We start from the raw sequence: 12,656 nt of genomic DNA on the forward strand, positions 1-12,656 counted from the left end.
AACCTGTGTATCAGATAGGTGGATTCATGAAGAGGCTATGGGGGAATTCCTGATAGTTAAATTATTTGACTACCATTAACATACATTTAGTTGTTAGAGGGCTTTGCAAAACCGTGGTTATTGGTCAATCTGAACTCGATTCAGATTCTCCATTCGTCTTTATAGCCAGTATCTGGAGATCCTGAATCAAGTTCAGGATGACGGTCAGAGTTTTGCAAAGCCTTCTGTTAAAAAATCTTGCGGGAGCCTTAGAAGCACCAATTTTTACTCTTCCCATTCCATTTTTGGTTCGTTTAAAAAGTTGTGTGGAAGTATTTAAACGTTCTCTTTATGTAATCTATACATTCACTAAAAAATATCATCAAACCCAATAATTAAGTAGCTGTTCTATCAATATCGCTACTGGTTATCATCATCAAATTTATGCTAATGAATAAACGTATTCTGTTATGGAGCACCCTTATTGGGGTAATGCTTTTAATTGTATATATAATGATAAGCCTTGCAGATAATGAGCCGGTTTCATCGGTAAATAACGACGCACCAAACACAATTAGTAGTGATGATATACCCGGCATTCTGCAAGTAAGAGGAAGAGACTGGACCAAAGGTAACCCCCAGGCTGAGGTTGTTATTATAAAGTACAGCGACTTTCAGTGTCCGGCATGCAGGTATTATGCTGCTTTCGACGATCAGCTTAGCAAAGAGGCAGGAGAAGAAATTCTCTTTGTGTATCGCCATTTTCCATTACAAAGTTTTCAGTATTCGCGGATGGCAGCCATATATGCTGAGGCTGCAGGTAGACAGGGAGAGTTTTGGAGTATGCATAATCTCATCTATATAAACCAACACCAATGGTCAGGAGGTAATGCTGAATCACTATTTCGACAGTATGCAGAGACCCTGCATCTTGACATGGACCAATTAGATAAAGATTTGCAGGATCCCTCTATTGCAGAGCGCATACAATCGGACTACGAGAGCGGACGAGAACTTGGGGTGAATTCCGTACCTGCTCTCTTCATTAACGGTGACCGTATTCAGAACCCAAATTCACAGGATGCCTACCGCGAGCTGATAGAGTCGTATATTAACGAATAACTATTATTACAGGGAACTTTGAAACAGTATTGTTTTGACCTCCCCAACCCTCTCCTAATGATTCAACAGGGGATTATGAGGAAGTCTTTCAAAGCCCTTTCAGAAAAAAATCAGATGGACAAACCAACTTCAAACCATTTTTCTTGGGTAATAGCTTATATGGCTTTTGCACTCTTCGGTTTTGCAGATTCAGCCTATCTTACCGCATCACATTATTTGGGCAGCTTGCCGGTTTGTACGGTGTTAGAGGGGTGTGATGAAGTAGCATTAAGTGAATATGCAACGATTGGGCCTGTGCCAATAGCCCTGCTCGGATCACTCTTTTATTCGGGTTTATTAGTAATTGGTGTTGTATGGTTAGACACGAAAAAACCCTTTCTATTTCGATACCTCCCCTTTGTAACAGTCCCTGCTTTTCTTTTCTCTATGTGGCTTGTATATGTAATGTTTTTTGTGATCAATGCACTTTGCATCTACTGCCTGATGTCAGCAGGATCTACTACTCTTATCATGCTGCTATCAATCCGGTTTCGCAGGGTATTATTACATTAACCATACTTCAGCAGTTAATCTACTATCAAGGAAACAATAAAATATTGGGCATGGAAGACTTCGGAAGTCTTTACAAACATTTTCAAAAGCTGTGTTTTTATTTATAAAATCAACTCAAACGATACTAAAGAAGACTTCCGAAGTCTTTGCTTTTAAAGCCTCCTGTACGTTAAAAATATGATGCCTTATTTTTTCGAGGCGTGTAATTTAATCAGGGCTGAAATTGAAAATTCGACTGATTCATTCTTTTCCAACCACCCCTAAATCCCCTCCTTGAAAAAGGAGGGGACTTTAGATACACTTTGATACAGATTAAGAATCAAACTCAAGTTAATAAGATTATATGTCAAGGCTGTAAAAAGCTTACATTTGTACTGCTGGACCAACAAAATTCGACTGCTCCGGCAATGATTCATATGTTACACTGAAATAAATGTCCTTCTATGATTTCTATTCCTGAAGCTAAATCACGGTTATTCAACATTATCCAGCCTCTTCAACCCGGCAACAGACCGGTATCTGAAAGTGAAGGCTACATTTTGGCAGATGATCTTTTTTCTGATATCTCTATTCCCATGTTCAATCAATCGGCAATGGATGGGTATGCTGTGAGAGTTGAGGATGAAACACTGGCCAGCCAAAAGAATATTACTTTACCGTTGAAAGGGGAAGTTCAGGCCGGCGGGTTTTTCAATGACGCCATCACGCCCAATAGTGCTGTGCGTATTTTCACAGGTGCGCCAGTCCCGGACCAGACCCGATGCGTGGTTCGCCAGGAGTATGTGGAAACGGACGGAAAATCAGTGATCATTTCGAGTGAGGATATAGCCGGTGAAAACAATATCCGGCCGGCAGGTTCCCGGATAAAAAAAGGAGATTTAGCACTGAAGAAAGGTTCCAAACTTACGCCCGCAGCCATCGGCTTTTTGAATGCTTTGGGTATTTCTGAGGCAGAAGTAATCCGAAAACCAGAAGTGGCTATTCTTGCCACAGGTAACGAGTTACGAAAACCGGGTGAAGAATTGCAGCCCGGCGAAATCTACGAAAGCAACTCTTCCATGCTGAACGCCGCACTTCGGCAGTCCGGCTTTACCGCACAAATAGCAGAATCGGTTCAGGATACCTCGCAAGATTTGAAAACATCATTGGAAAACCTGTTGAATCAATCTGATCTGGTTATAACAACTGGCGGCATCTCGGTGGGTAAATACGACCTGGTGAAACAGACGCTTGAGGAGCTCGGCGTTGAGCAGATCTTCTACAAAGTAAAACAAAAACCGGGCAAGCCGATCTACGCCGGCAAGAAGAGGAGATAAACTGGTTTTCGCACTGCCCGGAAATCCCGCCTCAGCCCTGGTCTGTTTCTATGAATATGTGCTGCCATCCATTAAAAAAATGAGCGGTTATTCTGATTATGAACTTCCCCAAAAAAACCTGCCGCTGACCAATTCGTTTCACGATGAATGATACCCGTGCTATCTTTTATAAAGCCAAGGTTACTAATGGAGAAGTAACCATTTTAGGCGGACAAGGATCCGATATGCTCCAGACCTTTGCCGAAGCTAACGCACTGGTACTGTTGCCTGCAGGAGAAAAAGAATATAAACCCGGAGACAACGTGGAAACTCACTTGTTGCCTGTATGAAAAATTCAAACCCGATCACCGCCATAATATTAGCCGGTGGACAGAGCCGCCGGATGGGTCGCGACAAAGGGTTGGTTTTGTTGAATGGCAAACCGATGGTACAGCACATAATAGATAAAGCCCAAACTATTACGAAGAAGGTTATGATTATCACGAATCAACCCGGCTACGAACATTTTGGCGTACCCACCTATTCCGACCTGATACAAGACAAAGGTCCGCTGGGTGGAATTTACACCGGACTCCACTATGCGCAAACAGAATACAACCTGGTGCTCAGTTGTGATATTCCCCTGGTTCCTGTTTCTTTCCTGAAAAGACTGGTAAATTATCAGGATGAATATCAGGCGTGGGTTCCGGTTCAAGGAGAACAATTGCAACCGCTCTGCGCTGTTTATAAAAAAGAGATTGCGGACCGAATGAAATTATCTATCGAAGACGGACAGTTAAGCATGCATAAATTTCTTAAAACAATTAATACGGCCTTCATAGATGTTTCAGATGTTGAACCTGAATATAAAAACTGGTTTGCCAATTTGAATACCCCCGAAGAAGTAAAAGAACATGAGACAAATTATGACGATTAAAGCAACATTATTCGGAGTGCTGGCGGACAACGCTCAGGCCAGTAAAATTGAAATTTCAGACGTATCAACAACGGAAGAACTGTTACAAAAAGTGAACAGCAAGTACCCTTCATTTAAAGGTGTGAATTATAAAATCTCTGTTAATCAGGCCATTGTTTCGGGAGATCAGAAGATTTCTCCCAATGATGAAATCGCATTGCTGCCGCCATTTTCAGGAGGTTGAGGAATGTTATCTGAACGCGAACAGAACCGTTACAGCCGGCATTTGCTTTTGCAAGAGCTGGGACCTGAAGGCCAACAAAAATTAAAGCAGGCCAAGGTGTTGGTAGTGGGCGCCGGCGGACTGGGATGCCCTGTTCTGCAATACCTGGCGGCTGCGGGTGTGGGAACGATCGGGATTGTGGATCATGATGTGGTGGAATTGACGAATCTTCAGCGGCAGGTGATTTTCAGGGAATCGGATATTGGACATCCCAAGGCAGAACGGGCTGCCGATTATCTCCGCAAGCGGAACTCACTGATCGACATTCAGCCACACAACACGCAGCTTACAAGCAGTAACGTCCGGGAACTGTTTGAACCTTATGACATGGTCGTGGACTGCACGGATAATTTCAGCACCCGCTATTTGATTAATGATGCCTGTGCCATCCTGAAAAAACCGATGGTGTACGGATCTATTCATCGCTATCAGGGTCAGGTGAGCGTGTTTCATGATTACCGCAGCTCGAAGGAACCGCCATCCTACCGTTGCCTGTTTCCACAGCCGCCAGAAGAAGGATCGGTCATGAATTGCGCGGAGGCCGGTGTGCTCGGTGTATTGCCCGGACTCATCGGAACCGTGCAGGCGAATGAAGTCATTAAATGGATTACAGGAATCGGGGCTGTTCTATCCGGAAAATTGTGGATGCTGGATGCGATGACCATGAACACGACCCTGTTGACACTTGAACGAAATCATGAATCAGCAGAACAAACCCCAAAGAATTTTGAATCACTTCAAGCATACAGCTACGACTTCGCCTGTGATACCAGCAACATTCAGGAAATTACGCCCAAAGAGCTCGAAGAACTGCTTCAAACATCAGATCAGCTCCAATTCATCGATGTGAGGGAATACCATGAGGGCGACTCGCCGGTGGAATTGAAAGGACGCCGCGTTCCTTTGAGCAAGCTGAAACAGAAACTGGATAGCATCAAACTTAAAAACAAAACAGTTGTTTACTGTGAAGTTGGCAAGCGCAGCGCTTCGGCTATTCGTCAGCTATCAGAAAAAGATCACAATAGCAGCCTGTACAATCTCAAAGGCGGGCTCAAAGAATGGAATCAATTTCAACAAAACGGACACCATGAGTAAATCATCATCGCTTTTTATGGAAGGGGCCATCACCCCGGCGTTTATTTCAGAAGCTATTGCCAAACACAGCACCAAAACCGGTATCGGTGCCCACCAGATATTTTTGGGACAGATCCGCGCCGATGAAAAAGAAGAGGGTGTGGTGCAATCCATTGAGTTTACCGCTTACCGGGAGATGGCGGAAAAAAAGTACGCGGAGATTCGTGAAGAACTCTTTGATGAATATTCCCTGTCGTGCATGCACGTGTATCACAGCCTGGGAAATATCAAGGTTGGCGAAATCAACCTGTTTGTATTTGTCTCGTCCAAACACCGGAAAGATGCCACCGAAGCCTGCAGGGTTTTGGTTGAAAAAATTAAAAACGAACTGCCGATCTGGGGAAAAGAGATCCTTGACGATGAAAATTATAGCTGGAAAGTAAACCGATAAGATTATGGTCGATATCACACATAAATCATCTACGCTCCGGTATGCAAAAGCGCAGGCCGTGGTAAAGGTTAGTAAACAGGAAACCATCACAGCCATTGAGCAAAAAAAGGTGCCAAAAGGAGATCTTTTTGAAATGGCCAAAGCGGCCGCGCTCTTCGCCGCCAAACGAACCAGCGATATGATTCCCGATTGCCACCCGCTGCCCATCGAATATGCCGGTGTAAACTTCACCATTGAAGATTTAACCATTCGAATTGAAATGGAGATCAAAACCATCTACAAAACCGGGGTGGAGGTAGAGGCGATGCATGCAGCCAGTGTGGCGGCTCTCACGGCGTATGATATGTTAAAACCGATTGATAAAGAGATCGAAATCGGCTCTATAAAACTGCTCGAGAAAAAAGGGGGAAAAAGCAGCTATTCCAAAAAACTTCGGGAAGGACTCTCGGCCGCCGTTATTGTCTGCTCCGATTCCATCTCGAAAGGCACAAAAGAAGACCGGGCCGGAAAAGCGATCATCGCCAAACTGGAAGAGTCTGACATTTCCATAGCAGAATACACGATTATCCCGGATGAGAAGAGGCAGATTGTTGACCTCACCCAAAAACATGTGGATCAAAAAACAGATATGATCATCTTTACCGGCGGCACGGGAATGTCGCCCCGTGATGTAACCCCCGAAGCGCTGCGCCCCATGCTGGACCGTGAAATTCCGGGCATCGAGGAAGCCATCCGCAGCTATGGACAAGACCGCACGCCCTACAGCATGCTCTCCAGAAGCGTGAGCGGGCTCATTGAAGACTCCCTTGTGCTGGCCCTGCCCGGCTCAACAAACGGTGCCAAAGAAAGCATGGATGCCATCTTTCCGCACGTACTCCATATTTTCAGGGTAATGGAAGCCGCCCGGCATGATGAGTTGTGAAATTTTAGGGGTATTTGAACACGAAGAAATTCATCTGTGAACTGACCGTTCAGAATCCAAGAGATTAAGTTATTAAGGATCTACATGAAACATTGTGGGTAAATGATTTTTTTCTCAACAGCCTAAGTATTTTGAATATAATTGGAGAATATGAATCCTGCAGTAGGAGACGCTGTCGGCCTTGAAAAAATTGGCGGAATGAGGGAGCTGGAGGATCTGCGGGGACCTTTTATCATACCGGTGAGAAACCAATTAACAAGCGTTAAGTGCGGCGGACCATTGATAAAAGGTAGCAGAAACTCCGTGACCGCCGACAATTTTTTCACAGCCTTGAATTTTTGGTTCGTTTTGTTTCAAGACAAAATGAACAGAAAGGTTCTCCATGATCAATTGATTTGGTTTACTTACCCACAATGGTTCCCGTAGTTATTTATTTCCGCGATCAGTACTAATAGTTTGGTGTAAAATCATACAATCGTTCAATTGCCATTTATTTGAGAAATTGACTTGAATTTTCTTGCTGAAATATCCGCTTTAAAATTCATAATGCCTTTTTTCTTCAGGTACTTTTCTTACCTGGTCAATGTTTTCGATGATACGATCAAGTGTCAGATTTAATGCATCGGTATCCGGTAATTTACCGAAGAATAGGTCTGTTAATTCATCTTCATCTAACGATCGGATTTCGGAAATTAAGTCGGTGGCTTTATTCAGGTACTCTTCTTCGTCTTTGCAACTTGAGGCTAAAACTCCAAAACGAAGTGTCAAATCGTGGTCGAATTTTTCTGCCTCTATGATGATACCTTCATATGCCTCAGTCGATAAATCGTCAGTGTCCATAGTCGCTTTTTTTAATCCAATTATTATTAAACAGGATGAAAAGTTGAGATCTCTTCTATCATTTCCAAACTTTCATTCAACGATTCATTAGAGACACTACATTTATTGATTTCAGTTTCTCTATCAAAGGCTGACACTGACTTTCAAATCTGTTTTTTTCGAATTCACTACGTTTCAAATTTATCGTAGAAGGCTTTGCAAAACTCTGACCGTCATCCTGAACCTGTCTGCCGAAGCTTAGTGCAAGCAGGCTTGATTCAGGATCTCCAGATACTGACTATAAAGACGAGTGGAGAATCTGAATCGAGTTCAGTTTGACCGATAACCACGGTTTTGCAAAGCCTTCTCCTATTCTTTCTAATGGTTTTTAAAATACCACTTCTTGTAATGATCAATCATCTCTTTATTTTTATCCGTTTCATCCACCTCAATAAAATGAAGATAAATTTTTTTAGTTGCATTCCTTGAAGTTTTACAAGAGCATTTTATCGGTTGTTTTGATCTGTTTTCTATTATACCCTCTACTTTTATTTGAACTCTTTTTTCACCAAACATCCCATTATCGATATTGTGATATCCGACAAATGGAAATTCTAATTTTTCATTAAGAAATGTAGCATACTTCTCAATATTACCAACAGTATACTTTAACTGTAAAGATTCCAGTTCTGATAAAAATTTCTTCCTGTTTTCTTCCTCCAGGTTTTTAAAGAAATCTTCATCAACAAATTCAATAATTATTTTCTTATCCTCTTTTGCCATCTGTTTGTTCGATTAAGTATAAATCCTGTTCTGATTAGCCTTGGTTCGTACGTATGTTTGATTCATGGTATTCTTAAAATAACAAGGGTATATATAAGAACGTAGTTACACCTCATTTTTTCATGAACTCAAACCAGTCGAATTCTAACAGTGGTTCAATATGGCACTGATATTTGAATTGGTGATTACTTAAACCCAACGACTCGAATATTTCGTGCCTGTTTAGCGACCTGAGAGTGATCGTGCTTTTCGATCTCCTGCAAGAGTCGCAAAACTTGGCTGTCATTGCAAAATGTCTGTGAACAACCGAACTCTGACAGGATTTCACTACGTTCAAGCTCTGTCAGGTTCTCAGTTCGCGCTAAACAGATACAATATTTTCCTTTCGGGAATGCTGTGTACAGAGTACGAACATCTGTAACAATTGAGCAGCAGCTTGGTCACTATCTTTATCGTGATCTTGGTTGGCACCTCCACCTAAAACTCAATATTTCTAAAATAGCGCTGAACTTCTTTCTCACCGTTTCCATCGGTTTTCCTGCTATTCTCGTAAATCCTGGTTGTCGATTATAGATTAATTAAATTCGGCCTTGATGGGTGGAGGAATTGCATGATTTGCAGCACAGCACGGGAGAAATCGCTCTGCGCGCTCACCCTGTGAGCATTCGCAGAGTGTACCCGTGCGGGCAAACCATGCCCGGAAGCCATCACAGCCGAGAGTTTTTGATTACTTTTGGCGGTCCAAAAGTAATAGGAAAGAAATAGAATAGGGCAGTTTATGCCGTTTTAAAGCATATTTTAAAAATCTGTAATCGGTACCTCCAATGGAATACTGGGTTCCTCTTTTATATTATATCCTGATTAATCCAGGACAAGATGTAATCCTTTTCCATTTGGGTATCACGTACTCCGACCTCACGGGCCTGTTGTTGAATTTCTGCAGGTACAATCATGTGATTATAGCGGATTTATGGACATCCCACATTTACCACTTCTCAATGTTTTAATTGCCTCTCGTGGATTCGATAATCCTCAATTTACCTACAAGATCAATCCATTACGTATTGAAAACCAGACAGAAGAATATTTCGAATGAAGGAGATTCGACTTTACACAACCAAAAAAAGGCTGATCATTAGCCCACAACTATCTTGTAAGATGAGAGGATGATTACTATTTGGATATAGCATTCATTGAACAGAATCTATCCTTGTAATTGACGGAAGAGAAAACTCCCAAAGATGTAATTCCAGTTTAAATTCCAATATTACTATGAGCCCCTTTTTGTCTTTCTTTAAAGGTGAACTCTAATCCAAAACCATCCTTATTTAACAACTTATAATCGGCTTCCAGTTGTCTTAACAGGAGGTGTACGATATTAAAGTCTGTATCTTTTGGATTTTCAAATTCCAATTTATCTATTCCGGGTCCTGTGTCATGGTAACGCACGTTATAGGATCCATTGAGACTGGAAATATTTATTTGAATGTGTCCTCGCTTGTTACGGTTCAACGCATACTTCGCTGAATTTGTAAGTAATTCGCTTAACAACATTCCCAAAGGTGTGAGTTCATTAACATTCATCTGCAGCCTATCAACCTGCAGATCCACATGGAGCCCATCACCAACATTTATGGTATCTGTAATATGCTCAATCAAATGGTCCATATACTTTTTAACATTGATATCCACCAGATTTGATCCTTCATGCAGGAGCTTGTGGATCTCCGCAATGGAATAGATTCGGGTCATCGCCCTCTCAAGGGTTAATCGCTCGGGGCTTTGTTCATTAAGATCCTCCAGTTGCAATTCCAGAAAACCGATAATAATGGCCAGGTTATTTTTTACCCGATGGTGGATCTCCTGGACAAGCGTTTCATTGACCTGTTGTTGGCGAACTTCATCAGTAATATCCACAATGAGCGTATCCCATTGAATCGTGCCGTTTTTCAACTGTGTGGGGCGCCCGGTTCCCCGTATCCATTTTTTTCACCCTGTGGAGTCTCTATTCGATATTCTTCATACCACGGTTGCAGCGTTTCTGCAGATTTTTCAACTGATTTAGTAAATCTGTCTAAATCTCTCTTATCAACAGATTTCCACAATTTTTCGGTTGATTCCTTAGCTTCCTCAGTCGTAACTCCAAGTATCCGTTCAATACCGCTGCTGATATATACCATTTTATCGGTGCCATCAGATCTCAATATATACCGGTATAAGACACCTTCGATATTATCAACAATCGCCGTGATCTGTCGTTGATTGGCGGCTAACTCTAACTCTTTTGCTTTTCGATCGGTAATATCCTGAACCACTCCATGGAGTTTAACAGTGGTTCCCTGCTCATCTGTATTGGCAAAACCATCCGCATGAATGTACTTTTCTTTGCCTTTTTCTGTGTGAAGTTTTAGATCCAAAGCATAGCTTTCTCCAGTTTCAAAGGCTCGTTCTACCATCTCATGATGAAGTTCCGCATCCTCGGGGTAATAGGCAGCCAACTCCTCATATCCCGGAGGTCCCAGGGATGGATCCCGGTCATAGATCTCATACATTTGATCTGACCAGAATATCTCTCCTGTTTGAATATCATAATCCCAATCTCCAATCTTTCCAATCCGTTGAGCTTCTTCTAATCGATGCTGCTTCTCATTTAATTGACTTACGTTATTTTTACGCTCCGTGATGTCTTCCTGGATAGAGAAAAACTTGACTACATTTCCATGCTCATCTGTAATGGGTGAAACATCCAGATCAACCCAATAGGGTTCTCCGGTCTTGGTATAGTTGAGAATTTCTGCTGTGAACTCCTCCCTGTTCTCCAACTTTTCGTGCATGAAGGCCACCGTCTGTTGGTTGGTGTCAGAACCTTGTAAAAAATCCGGTTTTTTTCCTTTTACCTCTTCAAATAGATATCCAGTTTGTTTCTCAAAAGCACGGTTCACCCATTCTATTTCCCGATCCAAAGTCGTAATAATAACTGCATCTTGTGTTTCACTGGCAACTTTCGAAAGCATCTTCATTTGGGATTCGGCTCTCTTGCGCTTGTCAATATTCTGGAAACTTCCGTATACCCGAACGCACCTTCCATTTTTGAAGACCGGTTGACCTATCGTTCGAATCCACCGTTCATTCCCTCTGCCTGTCACAATTATAAGCTCCAGATCCCAGGGTATGCCCTGTTCTACGGCTTTTGTAAAGGCTTCAGTAATGGTATCCCGATGTTTGCCCTCCTTATAAAAGTTGAGGCCTTCGGAAAGAATGGGTTCATAGCCCTTCTTCATTTCATGAATTTTGTACACCTGGGGAGACCACATCATTGTTGATTCAACCAGATCCACCTCCCAGTTCCCAATTTGTGCAAGATCGTTGGCACTCTCCAGAAGCTTCTGTTTATGGTCCAGTTCTTTTTTGTCCAGAAGTCGATTGATTTTCAGTGACAATATGTCCAGTACCGACTCAATCAAATGCTGTTCTTCAGTTAAAAAAGGCCCGATATCCAATGCAGATTTTTCTTCCAGGTAGATCACCTGAATGATAAGAGGGCCATTCGTTATCGTATCATTTGTAGCCGTTAATGACCATGGTGTATCTCTGTAATTCTCAGTTTGATAGCTGTTCCCATCATATTTTATAATGGCTTCTGTAATGCCCGGATATTGCAAACCTGCTGGCAAATAATCGACAACTTTGGACAATAGCTCTGAAATCGAATATTTTTGTTCATCCATTCGTGAAATTTGATGCAGGCATTGCTGCTCTTTAACTCTTTCTTGAAGATGGTGGAGAGCCACATCTCTTTGCTGCTGGATTTTAACCCTTTCCCTGTAATGTAAGATCTCTCTTACGACCACTGGTCTCAGGCGTTCAAGTTCATCCTTGTTAATATAATCGTCTGCACCCGCCACCATGATCTCCACAGCTTTTTTCTCACCCAGATATCCAGACACCAAGATGAAGGGCAGGTCCGAATGGTTTTTCACGATGTCAAGTGCATCCTTGCCCGTAAAATCTCCCAGGTTATAATCACTAATAACCAAATCTGCCTTGTCCTGTTCCAGGGACTCCATCAGCCCGGATATGGTCTGAATACGAATGATGACCATATCCAGTTCACTTTTGGCCAACTGTAGTTCAATCAACTCCGCATCATCGGGCTGGTCTTCTATAAGCAGAACTGTGTATTCATTTTTCATGGTAAGTCCACCATTAAATAAAAAAGGGTTGAAGAAGTCGTTCCATAGCCAGCCTGGATTTGCTTTTGGAAAACACTATTGTATGCATGAATAGTATGGCTTGGTTGATCACCTGCAATGAATAATGGAAAAGTAGAAAGCTCTGGAATCTCTTTTTTTATCTGTATGCCCATATCTTTCTGTTATTTTTTAAGTTCTACGAGCTTCATAAACTAACAGGCAGGTAATATTTATTATTAAATATTTAATAATAAAAATCCATTTTTT

14 protein-coding genes are annotated in these 12,656 nt (G+C 42.1%); 9 read left to right on the forward strand and 5 right to left on the reverse strand.

What is annotated here, in order from left to right; all coding sequences use genetic code 11:
* The first annotated feature begins 429 nt into the window (after positions 1–429).
* The 9 genes from U5K72_01590 to moaCB all read left to right on the forward strand — a co-directional run bounded on the left by U5K72_01590 (position 430) and on the right by moaCB (position 6,594).
* Positions 430–1,101, forward strand: a complete 672-nt coding sequence (locus U5K72_01590) for a thioredoxin domain-containing protein (GenBank protein ID MDZ7717494.1) — start codon at positions 430–432, stop codon at positions 1,099–1,101.
* A 114-nt stretch (positions 1,102–1,215) separates the two neighbouring features.
* Positions 1,216–1,653, forward strand: a complete 438-nt coding sequence (locus tag U5K72_01595) for a vitamin K epoxide reductase family protein (GenBank protein MDZ7717495.1) — start codon at positions 1,216–1,218, stop codon at positions 1,651–1,653.
* Between the two features lie 443 nt (positions 1,654–2,096).
* Positions 2,097–2,969, forward strand: coding sequence for a molybdopterin molybdotransferase MoeA (locus U5K72_01600; protein MDZ7717496.1), 873 nt, complete (start codon positions 2,097–2,099; stop codon positions 2,967–2,969).
* A gap of 143 nt (positions 2,970–3,112) precedes the next feature.
* Entirely contained in the window at positions 3,113–3,298 is a 186-nt protein-coding gene (locus U5K72_01605) for a hypothetical protein (GenBank protein ID MDZ7717497.1), read from the forward strand.
* Complete coding sequence (locus tag U5K72_01610) at positions 3,295–3,885, forward strand: molybdenum cofactor guanylyltransferase (GenBank protein MDZ7717498.1); 591 nt, start codon at positions 3,295–3,297, stop codon at positions 3,883–3,885. Before U5K72_01605 ends, U5K72_01610 begins: the two co-directional genes overlap by 4 nt.
* Entirely contained in the window at positions 3,875–4,108 is a 234-nt protein-coding gene (locus tag U5K72_01615) for a MoaD/ThiS family protein (GenBank protein ID MDZ7717499.1), read from the forward strand. The genes U5K72_01610 and U5K72_01615 overlap by 11 nt, the downstream gene beginning before the upstream one ends.
* A 3-nt stretch (positions 4,109–4,111) precedes the next feature.
* Positions 4,112–5,242, forward strand: coding sequence for a HesA/MoeB/ThiF family protein (locus U5K72_01620; GenBank protein ID MDZ7717500.1), 1,131 nt, complete (start codon positions 4,112–4,114; stop codon positions 5,240–5,242).
* The gene (locus U5K72_01625) at positions 5,235–5,672 is read left to right on the forward strand and encodes a molybdenum cofactor biosynthesis protein MoaE (GenBank protein MDZ7717501.1); all 438 of its coding nucleotides are present in this window, start codon (positions 5,235–5,237) and stop codon (positions 5,670–5,672) included. Before U5K72_01620 ends, U5K72_01625 begins: the two co-directional genes overlap by 8 nt.
* 4 nt (positions 5,673–5,676) lie before the next feature.
* Positions 5,677–6,594, forward strand: coding sequence for a bifunctional molybdenum cofactor biosynthesis protein MoaC/MoaB (gene moaCB / locus U5K72_01630; protein ID MDZ7717502.1), 918 nt, complete (start codon positions 5,677–5,679; stop codon positions 6,592–6,594).
* Between the two features lie 534 nt (positions 6,595–7,128).
* Here the strand turns inward: moaCB and U5K72_01635 are convergent.
* The 5 genes from U5K72_01635 to U5K72_01655 all read right to left on the reverse strand — a co-directional run bounded on the left by U5K72_01635 (position 7,129) and on the right by U5K72_01655 (position 12,562).
* Entirely contained in the window at positions 7,129–7,434 is a 306-nt protein-coding gene (locus tag U5K72_01635) for a hypothetical protein (GenBank protein ID MDZ7717503.1), read from the reverse strand.
* A gap of 357 nt (positions 7,435–7,791) precedes the next feature.
* Positions 7,792–8,196, reverse strand: coding sequence for a hypothetical protein (locus tag U5K72_01640; GenBank protein MDZ7717504.1), 405 nt, complete (start codon positions 8,194–8,196; stop codon positions 7,792–7,794).
* A 1,254-nt stretch (positions 8,197–9,450) separates the two neighbouring features.
* A complete protein-coding gene (locus tag U5K72_01645; GenBank protein ID MDZ7717505.1) occupies positions 9,451–10,149 on the reverse strand; it encodes a sensor histidine kinase in 699 nt (232 codons plus the stop codon).
* A complete protein-coding gene (locus tag U5K72_01650) occupies positions 10,146–12,389 on the reverse strand; it encodes a PAS domain-containing protein (protein ID MDZ7717506.1) in 2,244 nt (747 codons plus the stop codon). Before U5K72_01650 ends, U5K72_01645 begins: the two co-directional genes overlap by 4 nt.
* Positions 12,386–12,562, reverse strand: a complete 177-nt coding sequence (locus U5K72_01655; protein ID MDZ7717507.1) for a hypothetical protein — start codon at positions 12,560–12,562, stop codon at positions 12,386–12,388. Before U5K72_01655 ends, U5K72_01650 begins: the two co-directional genes overlap by 4 nt.
* Positions 12,563–12,656: the final 94 nt, after the last annotated feature.

This window comes from Balneolaceae bacterium (genome assembly GCA_034521495.1).
Lineage (GTDB): Bacteria > Bacteroidota > Rhodothermia > Balneolales > Balneolaceae > Rhodohalobacter.